General features: G+C 59.7%; 12 protein-coding genes. 7 read left to right on the top strand and 5 right to left on the bottom strand.

All coding sequences use genetic code 11. The annotated features are described in order from the left end of the window. Positions 1-13: 13 nt before the first annotated feature. Positions 14-1021, bottom strand: a complete 1008-nt coding sequence (ilvC, locus tag ABFD92_09625) for a ketol-acid reductoisomerase (protein MEN6504786.1) — start codon at positions 1019-1021, stop codon at positions 14-16. Positions 1022-1234: 213 nt separating this feature from the next. On the opposite strand from ilvC, the gene ABFD92_09620 reads away from it, so the two are divergent. Next, entirely contained in the window at positions 1235-2002 is a 768-nt protein-coding gene (locus ABFD92_09620) for a PEP-CTERM sorting domain-containing protein (GenBank protein MEN6504785.1), read from the top strand. A gap of 753 nt (positions 2003-2755) precedes the next feature. Further along, a complete protein-coding gene (locus tag ABFD92_09615; protein ID MEN6504784.1) occupies positions 2756-3403 on the top strand; it encodes a PEP-CTERM sorting domain-containing protein in 648 nt (215 codons plus the stop codon). A gap of 236 nt (positions 3404-3639) precedes the next feature. Here the strand turns inward: ABFD92_09615 and ABFD92_09610 are convergent, their stop codons facing one another. Together ABFD92_09610 and ABFD92_09605 are read right to left on the bottom strand one after the other, a co-directional pair. After that, positions 3640-4272, bottom strand: a complete 633-nt coding sequence (locus tag ABFD92_09610) for a HEAT repeat domain-containing protein (protein ID MEN6504783.1) — start codon at positions 4270-4272, stop codon at positions 3640-3642. Positions 4273-4407: 135 nt separating this feature from the next. Then, the gene (locus ABFD92_09605; GenBank protein MEN6504782.1) at positions 4408-5091 is read right to left on the bottom strand and encodes a phosphoribosylanthranilate isomerase; all 684 of its coding nucleotides are present in this window, start codon (positions 5089-5091) and stop codon (positions 4408-4410) included. Between the two features lie 205 nt (positions 5092-5296). Here ABFD92_09605 and ABFD92_09600 point away from each other — a divergent pair, with 205 nt between their 5' ends. Together ABFD92_09600 and ABFD92_09595 are read left to right on the top strand one after the other, a co-directional pair. Then, a complete protein-coding gene (locus ABFD92_09600) occupies positions 5297-6469 on the top strand; it encodes a Gfo/Idh/MocA family oxidoreductase (protein ID MEN6504781.1) in 1173 nt (390 codons plus the stop codon). Between the two features lie 512 nt (positions 6470-6981). Further along, positions 6982-7806, top strand: a complete 825-nt coding sequence (locus tag ABFD92_09595; GenBank protein ID MEN6504780.1) for an Eco29kI family restriction endonuclease — start codon at positions 6982-6984, stop codon at positions 7804-7806. Here ABFD92_09595 and ABFD92_09590 read toward each other — a convergent pair. Then, positions 7803-8996: a DNA cytosine methyltransferase gene (locus ABFD92_09590; GenBank protein MEN6504779.1), complete on the bottom strand. Its 1194-nt coding sequence runs from the start codon at positions 8994-8996 to the stop codon at positions 7803-7805. The two genes, ABFD92_09595 and ABFD92_09590, sit on opposite strands and share 4 nt — an antisense overlap. A 150-nt stretch (positions 8997-9146) precedes the next feature. Here ABFD92_09590 and ABFD92_09585 point away from each other — a divergent pair, with 150 nt between their 5' ends. Further along, positions 9147-9557 carry a very short patch repair endonuclease gene (locus ABFD92_09585; GenBank protein MEN6504778.1) on the top strand — a complete coding sequence of 137 codons (411 nt, stop codon included), beginning with the start codon at positions 9147-9149 and terminating at the stop codon, positions 9555-9557. Positions 9558-9671: 114 nt separating this feature from the next. Beyond that, on the top strand, positions 9672-10925 hold the full coding sequence (locus ABFD92_09580; GenBank protein ID MEN6504777.1) for a hypothetical protein: 1254 nt from the start codon (positions 9672-9674) through the stop codon (positions 10923-10925). Between the two features lie 605 nt (positions 10926-11530). Here ABFD92_09580 and nagB read toward each other — a convergent pair. Then, entirely contained in the window at positions 11531-13420 is a 1890-nt protein-coding gene (gene nagB / locus ABFD92_09575) for a glucosamine-6-phosphate deaminase (GenBank protein MEN6504776.1), read from the bottom strand. A gap of 43 nt (positions 13421-13463) precedes the next feature. Between nagB and ABFD92_09570 the strand changes: the two genes are divergently transcribed. Beyond that, positions 13464-14105 (top strand): metal-dependent hydrolase, encoded by a 642-nt coding sequence (locus tag ABFD92_09570; protein MEN6504775.1) that lies wholly within the window; start codon positions 13464-13466, stop codon positions 14103-14105. Positions 14106-14129 lie beyond the last annotated feature (24 nt).

The following is a 14129-nucleotide window of genomic DNA, read 5'->3' as shown; positions in this document are numbered from 1 at the left end:
GGCAAAATCAGCCTCACTCCTCGGGGGCTTCCTTGGCTTCCATCCAACTGAACATCTTGCGAAGCTCGCGACCGACCACTTCGATCGGGTGATTCTTGTCCGCCTCGTACATCCGCTTGAAGTTGGGCTTGCCCGCCTTGCACTCGGCCAGCCATTCCTTGGCGAAGCTGCCGTCCTGGATGGCCTTGAGCGCCTTCTTCATGTTCTCCTTCACGCGGGCGTCGACGATCTGCGGACCCACGTGCAGGTCGCCCCACTCAGCGGTGTTGGAGATGCTGTATCGCATGTAGCTCATGCCGCCCTCGGCCATCAGCTTGATGATCAGCAGCAGCTCGTGCAGCACTTCGAAGTACGCGATGCCGGGCTGATATCCCGCCTCGGTGAGCGTTTCAAAGCCGGCCTTGACCAGGCTGGTCAGCCCGCCGCAGAGCACGGTCTGTTCGCCGAAGAGGTCGGTCTCGGTCTCTTCGGTGAAGGTGGTCTCGATGATTCCCGCGCGCCCGCCGCCGACGCCGATGCCCCACGCCAGCGCCGTCTGAAAGGCCTTGCCCGTGGCGTTCTTCTCGATGGCGATCAGGCAGGGCACGCCCGAACCTTCGACGTAGCAGCTTCGCACGGTGTGGCCGGGACCCTTGGGGGCGATCATGATAACGTCCACGCCCTCGGGGGCCTGGATGCAACCGTAGCGGATGTTGAACCCGTGGCAGAACCCCAGCGCCTTGCCGGGCTTGAGATTGGGCTTGATCGCCTTCTCGTACACGATCGCCTGGACTTCGTCGGGCAGCGTAATGACGATCAGGTCGCCGACCTTGGTCGCCTCTTCAGCCGAGATCGGCTCGAAGCCCGCTTCCTTGGCCAAGCGGTAATTGTTCGTGCCGGCCAATTCGGCCACCACGACCTTGATGCCGCTGTCGCGCAGGTTCTGGGAGTGGGCGTGTCCCTGGCTGCCAAAACCAACCACGGCCACGGTTTTGCCCTTTAGGGCGTCCAGAGAACCATCTTTGTCGTAATAAATCTTCAGTTGTTGTGCCATTGTATGCTCCGTGTGTCAGGACCGTTTGAAGCGGCCTGTTGTACCCTCCAAGCCGGGCGGAGTCAAGGGACCAAGGGCACTGGTTTTTAGGAATGTTCCTGACGGAATATAGGACAAAACCGGTCCACATGCTCGGGCCCATGCCTAAAATGCGCAGACGAGGCGGGGGAGCAACCCGCCGCGTCAGAAAGGAACACCAAGTTGCTCAAAACAAGGTGCATCATTAACAGTCAAAAGAACATCACGGTCACAGTGGTCATTGGAGTTGCAGCAGTTCTGTCGTTTTGTTCCCCAGCCGGGGCGGCCATCATCTATAGCGGCAGCCTGACTTGGGCCGATGGAGGTCTTGAAGGCACGGGACTGTGGGTCGACAGCAACGGCCGGCCTGGCTGGTTCGGCCCGGCGCTGGATTGGACGGTGAGTGAGAACCCCGACGGATCATGGGATTATCTCTACAGCCTGAGCGTCTACCGCGGTTCGATCAGTCACTGGATCATTGAGGCCTCGCCGACCTTTCAACAGTCCGATCTCAAGGCGCCCTTTGCCGCAGAGGGGACGTTTGGAAACATCGAGGTGGGCCTGTTCAACCCCGGTGGCTCGAATCCAAACCTCCCGGAGCCGATCTATGGCATCAAGTTCGACGACACGGAGGGGCTGACGCTGACGGTCGGCTTCACCAGCTTTCGCAGGCCCGTCTGGGGCGACGCCTATGCCAAGGACGGCAAGGCCGGCGGCGTGTTCAATACGGTATGGAACTCCGGCCTGACGGCCGCCGACCCGCTTGGTCCGCCGGCAAATGGATCACTCGAACAGCATCTGCTGGTGCCGGACACGTTCGGAACTGATCCGATTCCCGAACCGGCGACGCTGTCGCTGCTGGCGGCAGGGGCGCTGGCGATCATGGTCTGCAGGCGTTCCCGGAGCCGCTTTACGCATGTGGAGGGCGGCGGCCTTAGCCGCCGCTTCTAGAGTTTTTCACTGGCCAGCAACGTGCAGGCATTTCGAACCTTCCACAGCGGCGGCTGCTGCCGCCGCATTGCATAGGGAGCCCCCCGCATCGCAATTTGCGGCACATCGTGCTAGGAAGCAGTTTTGTCATTTACATTATTTTTGTAGAAAATATCAAGTTTGTTGTTTACTTTCTTATATCGCACTCTAATAATATGGCTTCAAAGCCTACGAGATCTGGCGAAAGCGAGGCTCAAGAGATGTTCCTGCCCGCCATCAACAAGCTGTACTGGTCTGCCAAGCGAAAGAGAATCGGGGTAGAGTCACGCTGGAGATTCTAAGTTTCAGGCCGCCGACCTTTGATGATATTCATCCAGGTTGCCCCATCCGGGCCTGAATGCGGAGAGAGAACAAGGGCACAAGCCCCCAAGCGAGAAGAGACGGAAAAGAGAGGCATCCTCTTGAAAGGAGGCGCCTGCCTGATCCAAACGAAAAGAACGAAAGGTTTTAACTCTGTCCATTGCAGGGAAAGGACGGTGTCCGGGGTGTGCGAGGCAATCTAAGTGATGAGGAAGGACGATCTGTCAATGCAGAGTAGTTGATGTTAGTCGCCGCAATCATAAACTTATAGCAGCAGCGGTGACCGTCGGTCAATCATTCCTCGAATCTCTATCCGGAAAAGGAAGGTGTCCTATTAACATTCGTCATAACATCCTGAGCGTTGCGTGTGTTTGTGCGGTGGCGTTGGTTGCTTCTGCGGCGCACGGCGCCGTCATGTACACCGGCAGCCTCAGCGGCGCCGATGGCGGGCTTAGCGGCACCGGCCAGTGGGTGGTGGCCGTCGATACCCCTGCGACCGACGCGCAGTGGAGCGTTCCCACCGTGACCTGGGCCGTCAGCCAGAATGCCGACGCGACCTGGCACTACGCCTATTCAATCAACGTCTCGCAGTCCAACATCAAATACCTGATCCTGGAGGCCTCGGGAATGCTCTCGAAAGAGAACATCGTCAACCCGACAGCCACGGCCGGGACCTTCGCCCGCGTCAAGGTCGACAACTTCGACTACGGGGCGATTGCCACACCCTATCTGCCCCAGTCCGTCTACGGCATCAAGTTCGCCCGTGCGGGCGGACTGGAACTGGCCGTGGAGTTTGACAGCACATTCGCCCCGGTCTGGGGCGACGTCTACGCCCGCGGCGCCAACTCCGGCGGAATGTTCAACACGGTGTGGAACTCGGGCTTCGGCGACAGCGACCCCTCGGAGCCCGCGGCAGACGGTTCCATCGGCAATCACGTGCTGGTGCCCGGCGCCTTGACGATCGGAGGAGGGGAGATTCCCGAACCGTCCACCCTCCTGTTGATCGGCATCGGCTCGGTCGCCGTGTTCCTGCGACAGCGCCGCCTGAACGCTTTGGCCTAGTTGCCCCGGCAGCGACTGGCCCGGAAGGCCCCCTTGCGCAGATGGAACTGCCAAGGGGGCTTTCTCTTGGGGACAACCCATTGCGGATTTCGGATTGGGGATTGCGGATTATTTCTCGTGGGCCGCCATGATCACGCCGCAGAGGTCGCTGAGGACGCTGAGGATGTGAAAAGACAAAACAATTTCTTCCCTCTGCGACCTCAGCGGCTAATTTGATCCCGCAGCGACTTTCCGCGTCAGCGGGTTGCGTTGATGCGCTGGAGGGCCCACTCGACGCTCTGGCGGATCTGGCGATCCTTGTCCAGATGTTTCATCGGCTCCAGCGTGGGCAGAACCGGTTTGGCCGGCGGACCGATCTCGCCCAGGGCCTGAACCGCCCGCAGACGCACGAACGGGCTCTCATTACCCAGCGCCTCGGTCAGGGCGGGCAGACCGACAGCCGCCTGGCCGCTCTGGCACAAGGCCTGGGCCGCGGCGAGGCGAACCCAGATTTCTTTGTCGCCCAGGGCGCCGGTCAGGGTCGGGCCAACCTGCTGGGCGGTCGGGTCGATCTTGCCCAAGGCCGTCACGGCCGCCTGGCGCATATGCCAGTCGGTGTTGGCGGCGGCTTCGGTCAGGGCTGGGATCGCCGCGGCGGCGTCGGGTCCGATCTCGCCCAGGGCGGCGGCGATATCCTCTCGATGCGTGATGCGCGGGTTCTGCAGCGCCTGCAGGAAGTACGCCACCTGGCGCGACGTGGCGTCGGTGGCGGCAGCATCGCTGGCCGGTTGAGAGGCCGGTTGCGAAGCCGGCGGCGCTGCCGACTCGTCCTGAGCCACAACCAGCGAGCAGATCATCAATACGCCCAGCAGCAGTGATGCGATGTTCATAGTGCAACCTTTCGGAACAAAACCATTCCCGGCGCGTACAGCGTTAGCGATCGAGCTTGCTCGACGCGGTTGTTTCCCTGACTGGGCGAAGCGGGAAGAAACCGCGCAGGGCAAGCCCCGCCGCTAACGAAAATACTACATCCAGAACTCGCTGCGCAGCTCGTCGCCTTCGCGCGTCGCGCGGATGAACTTCTCGACCTTGCCCAGGTCCTTCACGCCCGGGGCGCTCTCGACGCCCGAGGCCACATCCACCGCCCACGGGGCCACCAGCTCGATCGCGTCGCCCACGCAGGTGGCGTCCAGTCCGCCAGCCAGGATGATCGGGTCCAGCCCGGCCATCGCCCCGGACGTGCGGGCGTCGGCCACCAGGTCCCAGTTGAACCGCCTGCCCGTGCCGCCACGGGCGTCGGGCGCGTAAGCGTCCAGCAGCACCGCCGCCAGGCGCGAGGGGCCGTTGAGGGCGGCTACCCACGTGCGGACTTCCGTGAGCCAGTTTGGGTCTTTCACGCGGAAGGCCTTGATGCAGGGGCGGTTGATTCTATCGACCAGATCGGGCGCCTCGTCGCCGTGAAGTTGCACGTATCCGATGCCCGTGCGGTCGACCACGCGATTAATGGTATCGGCGTCGGCGTCGACGAACACGCCGATAGTGGCCACCCAGGGCGGCAGGACCTCGACGACCGCCCGCGCCTGCTCGGGCGAAACCCACCGCGGCGACGGCGCGAACACCAGGCCAATCGCGTCGGCGCCCATCTGCGCGACGCGCAGGGCGGTCTTGGGGTCCCGCAGCCCTTCGATCTTGACGCGGATGCGTTGCATAAACGCCATGATACAAAAAGAAGTAATCAGTAACCAGTAATCCGTAACCAGTCATCCCTCATCCCTCAGCACTGATTACCGATTACCGATTACCGATTACCGATTACCGATTACTGATTACTGATTACGTATTCGCTGATAACCAACCGGCTTGAAATAGCAGTTCCCATCTCATACAGTCACGGTCCTTACTGGAGAATCTGCAATGAACAAAGTCCGTTTCGGCGTCGTGGGTCTGGGCAACATGGGTTCGGGTCACGCCGTGCAGATCGCCGCCAGCAAGAACCGCGCGATCAGCCTGGCTGCCGTGTGCGACATCGTCCCCGAAAAGGCCGAGGCGTTCGGCCGCCAGTGCAAGGTGCCGCACTTCCTTGACGCCCAGGCGATGTTCGACTCGGGGCTCATCGACGCGGCGATCATCGCCGTGCCGCACTACTGGCACGCGCCGCTGACGATCCGCGCCGCCCGCGCGGGTCTGCACGTGCTGTGCGAAAAGCCCATGGCCTCGACGATCGGACCGGCCCGGGCGATGGTCGCCGAGTGCAAGAAGCTCCGCAAGGCCCTGGGCTGCGTGCTGCACCACCGCAGCCGCAGCATCATGATCAAGATGAACGAGCTGGTCAGCCGCGGCGTGGTGGGCGAGGTCTTCCGCGCCCAGCTCGTCTGCAGCAACTGGTTCCGCACTCAGGCGTACTACGACAGCGGGGCGTGGCGCGGCACGTGGGACGGCGAGGGCGGCGGGGTGCTGATCAACCAGGCCCCGCACCACCTGGACCTGTTCGCCTGGATCGCCGGAATGCCCAAGCGCGTCCTGGGCCTGCTCAGCACCCGCGCTCACAAGATCGAAGTCGAAGACACCGCCAATTTCCTGCTCGACTACGGCAAGGGCAAGGTCGGCTACATCTACGCCACCACGGCCGAGGAACCCGGCTACGAGCAGTTCATGGTCTGCGGCGACAAGGGCACGCTCGTCTGCGAAGGCGGCAAGCTCAAGCTGGGCAAGCTGGCGGTGCCGGTCTCCAAGCACATCATGGGCTCGACGCAGGCCGGCGCCGGCGGGGCCGAGCAGGGCATCGAGTGGTCCGAAGTGACCCTGCCCAAAGACGAAGGCGGGCGGCACATCATGATGGTCGAGGCCTTCGCCAAGCACATCCTCAAAGGCACGCCGATGTACATCACCGGCGAAGAGGCCCTTAACGAACTGGAACTGTCCAACGCGATGTACCTGGCCGGCTACGAAGGCCGCAGCGTCGAGCTGCCCGTCCAGGCCGACCAGATCGACCGCCTCATCCGCCGCCTGGAAAAGGAACACTCCACCGGCAAAGGCCAGGGCATCCGCAAAAAAGCCACCGCCGACCTGAAGCGGCTGTTGAGTTAGCGGCCGAGGTCGTCGAGACCGACTGAAACCGGATCGGCCGGCGCTTCCACTTCCTTGCACTTTGTTGTACTTTTCACAGCTACTTGCGGGGAAGGTAAGCAATTACTATTGCCGATGGTCAGTGTGATAAGGGCTTCGCATTACGGCAACAATAATAATCGTCCCAGAATAGCCAGATTCCCGTTGCGCTCTGTCATTAGCGGCGGGGCTCGCCCCGCGCGGCTTCTTCCCCGACCAGATGAAGCGCGGGCTGCCGAGTGGACGGATGAATGAGCCCCCGAACAACCGCACATGCAAGTTCCGCCGCGAACAAAAGTCTTGTTAGTGCCCATCCGAATATCCGGTGGCACAGGCTTTCCAGCCTGTGATTCACAGCCTGGAAAGGCTGTGCCACTTCGCCGAGGCTTCGGGCACGAGAAGCAGCGCGCAGCGGGCCAACAATCGCCTAAGTGCCTTCTCCGTCTATGAGAAGATGCTAGCACTGCGGCCGTCACTTATATAGAATCCTCCGCATGGCAACTCGACCCGAGAAGAAATCTGGAGTACACGCGTTCCGCCCGAAGGAAGTTCTTCGTTTGATGAAGGAACTCCTAAACGCCATCCCCGAAAGCTTGCCTGATAATCCGACAGTGCTGGGGCCGACGCGAACGGAGCTTCGGGAGACGATCACAGTTCTGGTGGGAAGGCTGCAGAAGCTGGCTGTCGCGATGGATCCGGTCCGCTTGCCAGATTCTGTCCTGGACCCGTCAGACCCGCAAATGATGGGCAAGCTTATAGCCACCACGTTATTGGCTCAACCCCGGCTTCCTTTAAGCAAGCTCACACGTTTCTATGGGTCTGGTGTATACGCAATTTACTACAACGGCGAGTTTGATGTTTATACGGCTCTTTCTGGAACAGAGACGCCTATCTATGTCGGCAAGGCTGACCCTGCTGAACACGGAGCGGACTCCGTAGTCGACCAAGGTGAACGATTGTCTAATCGACTCCGGGACCATCAGAGAAGTATCGCTGCCGCGAGCAATCTGCGAGTGGAAGATTTCGATTGCCGATACCTCGTCGTCAAGAGCGCTTGGCAGAACACGGCGGAGACTTACCTCATCGAGAACTTTCAGCCCATCTGGAACAACGAAGTAGGTATCTGTTTTGGGTTCGGAAAACACGGGGACAGTTCTGAAACCAGAAAGAACACGAGATCGCCATGGGACACCTTGCATCCCGGGCGAAAATGGGCCTGGACGAAAAGCACTGTTCCGAATGCGGCTTCTGCTGAGCAGATCAAATCGAGGATCCTGCAGCACTTGAAAACTCATCCCCCCGTGGCCGCCAGACTCTAGATAGCCTGGTCTTGCTTGATGGCTGCCGCCAAAACGACCTGTGCCAGTCTTTTGGCGACAATCTGCCCTAGCACCACTGGCACGGCATTGCCAAGCTGCCTCATGCATTCAGTCCACGAGCCTTGGAATATCCAGTTGTCGGGGAAAGTCTGCAGTCGCGCACACTCACGAACTGAGAAGTATCTGATCGAATTATCGGGAAGCCTGAGAGTATTTTCTCCACCAGGAACCCCGTGGTCGCCCGCCTTCAGCGTCTTGGCCGGCTCATCAAGTGGGCTACCATTATGCCCATCATACATTTTCGCTCCGGGGTTCAGGTAGTGATTCGGAATTGCCTTGGACTCTTCACCCACTGCGAGTGCGGGTAAATCAGCGATAGCGTCACGAACCGTTCGCCAAGGCTTCAGCATCATTGGTGACCAAAGACCCCTGAGCATCTCGATCTTCTGCTGGAGCCGTCGCGGGAACAACTCTCGTTGCCGTATGGGAACGGCGTGGCGTTCCCAGTAGTCCCCGGTGACCCATTTGTCATACAGCAACGCGTCTTCCTCGTGCGTCGGGTCCGGGAATGAGAACTCGGCATGGACATCGGAACGTACCCCCACAATAAAAACCCGTTCGCGGCGTTGAGGAACCCCATAGTCAGCAGCGTTCAGCAGCTTGGGCATGACCTTGTAGTGGAGGTCGCGGAAGTTGTTCGCCGCATATATGCTTTCCAGACGGGCCTGATGATCTGTCCACTCCTCATCGCCGCGCCTAGCTACCGTTGGAAACCGCAGTTGGTTGAGGATGTAATGAAAATAGTTGCTGAATCCTCGACGCAGGAAGCCTTTTACATTTTCGAACACGAACGCTCGTGGGCAAATCTCTCGTACCGCACGAACCGCCTCGGGGAACATATTGCGCGAGTCTTCGCTGCCGCGGTGCTTTCCGCCCAGTGAGAAAGGCTGGCATGGAGGACCGCCAAAGATAAACTCGACGGATTGCTTGTGTTGCCTGAAGTCATATTCTTTGACATCTCCCTCGATGACTTCCCAGTCGCGGGCGTATCGTATCCTGTTCTTTACGTTCCTTCTGAGCGTCTCGCAAGCATCGTGATCCCAGTCTAGAACGGCTTCATGCTTGAACCCCGCTTTCGCGGAACCGATGGCCAACCCGCCCGCTCCGGCAAACAGCTCAATCGATTTCATCGGCCCGACTCCTTTGCCTGCATCCAAACACAATGCTAACATGCTTTGGGGCGGCCTCAAGTCATTTCTTGAAAAAATCGCGCGGCGACCTTGCCCAAGGCGGGAGTGTAGCGATTTGCTCCCGGCATCGCAACCCGGTATCATGGCAGCGTGCCCGACAAGTACGACAAGGCGACGCGGTCCCGCATGATGCGGGCGGTGCGTTCAAGAGGCAACCTTTCAACTGAAATGAAGCTTGTCTCGCTGCTCAGACAGCACAAACTCGTTGGCTGGCGCCGTCATTACCCGATCCTGGGCACACCTGATTTCTGTTGGCCAAAGATAAAGGTTGCCATTTTTGTCGATGGTTGTTTCTGGCATGGATGCCCTAAATGTCGACGAGCCCCAAAAAGCAATAAGGCTTTTTGGGAGGCAAAGGTTTCCGAGAATGCTCGTCGAGATCGTCGAGTGACACGTGTCTTAAGAATGAAGGCTTGGAAGGTGATCCGGATTTGGGAATGCCAAATCGGGTCTCGAAAGACTCTTCTGCGAGTTCTTGGCGAGACCCACCGTGGCCAATAAGACGCACGGGCAGGACCAGCCAAGGCAACTGATTTCAGGTTTTCCTTTGAACACACGAGACGCCAACTATATGGTATGTACTCAGGAGTACATCTGATAGAAAGGGTGTCAACTATGCTCCCACAATTCGCCGAGCTGAGCACGCTTTGGGACAAGGTATCTTCGCAATGCAAGAGTAACCCGTCTCTTTTTTCTTCACATTTGAGAGATCTTGCTTTCGACGATGTCGATGATGCCGTGACTTCGGTTGTCATTTGGGGCAATAGAATCACCGAATCGAAAACGACGTCGGTAAGAGTAAAGATTGCACGAGCTTTGTTGGCCAGTTCTATGGCAAACCTCCTATCTAATCTTCGCAATATCGTGGCTGGTCGATACGATGTACTGCCAACCTTCATAAACAACCTTAATCAAGCGTTCCTGTCGCTCTACCCTTTGACGTTGGTGGGCGCGAAGAATGGCAAGGAAGTAGCTTTGGGTTTGAGCGGAGATCTAGCGGAAGCAATTTCCATGGTTCAAAGAAGTAACGACCTCTTGGAGGAAAACACTGCCCGGCTGAGCGGTGCTGAACAGATATTGGAAAAGACCGAGGCGGTGTCGGAAGCAGTCGAAGTACTGAAGAAGAAGATTGAGTCGACCTCAGAGCAAATAGAGAAACAAAGTGATGAAATAGAAGAAATAGCAAAGGCCGTATCAGGAGAATCCGAGTCCGCAGCCGCTAACTCAAGAGTGGTTCGTGCGTTTGCTGATGATGTTGCTGCACTACAGAGCCACCTTGGTGAAACCCAGACCAAGCTTGACCAACTAGTAAAACAGGCTGAGGTCGATCAGAAACGTATTGATCATCTGCTTCCTCAAGCCACCTCGGCAGGACTTGCGACGGCATTCGCCCAGAGAGGGGCTAAACTGAATCACTCTATACGGGGGTGGCTGATTGGTTTCTGGGCAAGTATTATTCTTCTTGCTGGATCAATTATTTTCGCGTTTATCTATTTCCCGGTCGATACAGAAGCCCACATCTGGGTGGGATTCCTCCGGAAACTGCCATTTGCCGCTCCATGGGTCTGGCTTGCATGGTTTTGTGCCAGAAATTACGGCCATACGATAAGGCTTCAGGAGGTTTATGCCTTCAAAGAAGCCGCCTCATATGCATTTGAAGGATACAAAAAACAAATGTACGAGATCGGCGCGTCCTCCGAATCTGGGCAACCTAATGCTCTTCTGGCCGAACTTGCAGCACGAGTCTTGGTGATCCTCTCCAAGGAACCTCTGGCTGTGTTTGACCGCCAGTCTGCGGATGAGACTCCATTTCATTCGCTGGCTGAACGTTTCTTTGGCGGAAAAGTCGGAGCCGTTAAAGAAGATTGAAGTCGCTCTCAAGATCAGAAGGAAATGAGCAACAAGAAACCAAACCGGCGGCCGTGTTGACGGGCCTTGCGGGTGGGAATAGTATCTGGCCATGCCCACCGCGCGTGTAAGATATCCGTCGGAACGGACAGAAAAGGCCCCATCATGGACTTGGGCATGGACAATGACACGAATGGGGGAACAGCAAGACCTTGCCACAAAGCACACAAAGATCACTGAGAAGAGCCACGACGAAGATGCTGACAATGAGCCTCGAAGAGGCTCCAGCCCCGGCCGCGGGGCTACTCCTCCACGCAGCGATGGGCGGGTTGGCGGGCGTAATTGTCCGCTATCGTCACGGCCGCCCCTCCGGGGCTCGTTGAATTTGCGCATCCTTCCCAGGGCTTGGGCGTGCTTCGCTCGCCCTGCGCCCTGGGCTAAGCACGGAGGCCCCTCCGGGGCCAAAACTCCCCAAGGGATGAAATTTAGGGTTACAGCACCCGTTGCCACCTGCGCCCCGCGTGCAGAACCTTGCCTTCGGCGAGAACCTGCACGCCGGCAGGCAGGCCTGCACGCCCCACTTCGAACTGCGAACTCCGAACTCCGAACTTCGAACTCCGAACTTGCTACTCTTCCACGCAGCGCTGGGCGGGTTGTCGGGCGGGGTGGCGGGCGAAGGCTTCGATGGCGTGGTACTCGGGCAGGCCCAGGGCGTCGTACGTCTTGGCCGTGGTCATGTTGCGCTCTTCGGCGCGCTGCCAGAACTCGCGGCTGTCGTAGGGGCCCGGGAACATCGCGCGGTCTTTCTGGCTCTGGTGGCGGAAGATCGTGAATCGCTTATGGCGCAGCTCGTCGGGCGACAGCGGCACGGCCATGTCGATCTGGTCGATCGCCCACTCCTGCCACGCACCGCGATAAAGCCAGATCTCCGGGTCGCCCTTGCCGGCGGCCTTGTGGCGGGCCAGCGCCTCCATCGCCGCGTCGAGGCACAGGCGGTGCGTTCCGTGCGGGTCGGACAAGTCCCCTGCCGCGAAAACCATGTCGGGGCGGACCTGTTCGAGCACGGTCTCGACGGCCGCGATGTCCTCGGGCGCGACCTCGAGCTTCTGCACGCGTCCGGTATTGTAGAAGGGCATGTTGAGGAAATGGATGTTGTCATCGACGAGTCCGCAGAAGCGTGCGGCGTCGATGGCTTCGCCCTGGCGGATGAGCCCCTTGATCTGCTGGATCTCGGGGCTGTCGACCTGCCCGGGTTTCTTGCGGCGCAGGAACTGCTCGATGTGCTCCTCGATGACGCCGGTCTGCTCGGGCGTGAGGCCGAAGATCCTGTTGAAGCCGGCCACGAACTCCGCGTAGCGCGCCACGTCGTGATCGAACACGCTCAGATATCCGCTGACCATGTACGCGGTGTGAACCTCGTGGCCCTGCTCGACGAACCGGGCCATCGTACCGCCCATGGAGATCACGTCGTCGTCGGGGTGGGGGCTGAGGATCAGCACGCGGCGCTTGCGATTCTTGCCGCCGGGCCAGCCGGTGATAGTGGCCATCAGGTGGCGGAAGACCTCGAGGTTGATCTTGTACGCGCCGCCGCCGCTGCGGACGAGCTCGGCCAATCCGTTCTCGGCGTAGTCCTCTTCCACCAGGCGCAGGATCGGCTTGTCGAGTTTCTGCGCCAACCAGACCACCGCGCGGTGGGTGAGCTGGCTGTTCCACTCGCAGTGGCCCAGCTTCCAGGGCGTGGCGACGCGGGTCAAATCGGCGGCCGCCGCCTGGTCGATGTAGACCACGGAGGCGGGGTGCTCCTGCAGGAAGCTGGCGGCCACGTCGATGGAGACCTCTTCCTCGATCGCGCGGCGGATCATCGGGGCCTTGTGTTCGCCAAAGGCCAGCATGGCGATCTCGCGGGCTTCGAGAATGCTTCCGACGCCCATGGTGATGGCGAACTGGGGCACGTGTTCTTCGCCGAAGAAATCGCCGGCGGCGTCTTTGCGGGTGATGGCGTCGAGGTGGATTCGTCGGGTGCGGCTGTCGCTGTGGCTGCCGGGCTCATTGAAGCCGATGTGCCCGCTGCGTCCGATGCCGAGGATCTGGAAGTCGATTCCACCGGCGGCGATGATGGCCTGTTCGTACTGGTGGCAGAAATCGTCGAGTTGGTCCTCGGCCACTTCGCCCGAGGGGATGTGGATGTTCTCGGGCTTGATGTTGACGTGGTCGAGCAGGTTCTCGTGCATCCAGCGGTGGTAGCTCTGCAGGGCGTCGTGCGGGATGGGCCAGTATTCGTCGAGGTTGAACGTGACGACGCTGGAGAAATCCAGGCCCTCTTGCCGGTGCAGGCGGATCAACTCGCGATAGACGTTGACGGGCGTATGCCCGGTGGCCAGGCCCAGCACGGTCGTCTGCCCGCGGGCGTTGCGGCTGGAGATGACCCGCGCGACGCGTGCGGCGACGGCCTTGCTGGCCGATTTGCTGTCGCTGAAGATACGGACGGTGAGGCGTTCGATTCCCTTGGGTTCCATCATGACATCCTTGGTTAATGCACCGGGGCGTGCGCTGACGTGCATGGAATACTCCACTGAACCTGGAAATGCAAGAGCCGCGATCGGTATACTGGCGGCCATGCCGTCGCTCATTGGACATAGCCTGGTGGGTCTGGGTGTTGCGCAGGGGCTGTTCGGCTGCAGATCGAAGCAGGTGCTCGCCGGGGCAATCATCTGTTCGGGGCTGGCGGACCTGGATGTGATCGGGGTGGCCTGGAAGATTCCGTACGAGAGTTTCTTCGGGCACCGTGGCTTCTTCCACTCCTTCTTCTTTGCGTTGGTGGTGGCGACGACGATGATGCCGCTCGGCTTTCGCGAGCTTTCGGCGCGGCGGGGCAGATGGTGGGCCATCTGGGGCTTGTTCGCATTTCTGGCCTGCTCGCACGGCGTGCTGGATGCGATGACGCACGGGTACGGCGGTCCGGCGGGGCACGGGGTGGCGCTGCTGAGTCCGTTAGATTCCACGCGCTATTGGATGAGTTGGCAACCGATTGTCATTTCCCCTGGGGGCCTGCGCGAGTTCTTTGACGGCGGACAAATGACAGACTGGGGCAAGGCCGTGGTGGTCAGCGAGGCGTTGTATCTTTACATGCCAACGGCGGCTCTGGTGGTCGTCGGCACCGCGGCCAGACGGTGGCGCAAGTCTCGCCGGGGCGATCTATAATTACTGCTTCAGGGCGGCGGCTTT

The organism is Planctomycetaceae bacterium, assembly GCA_039680605.1.
Classification (GTDB): domain Bacteria; phylum Planctomycetota; class Phycisphaerae; order SM23-33; family SM23-33; genus JAJFUU01.
The sequence above is the reverse complement of the archived record's forward strand: the minus strand, read 5'-3'. Positions and strand labels throughout refer to the sequence as shown.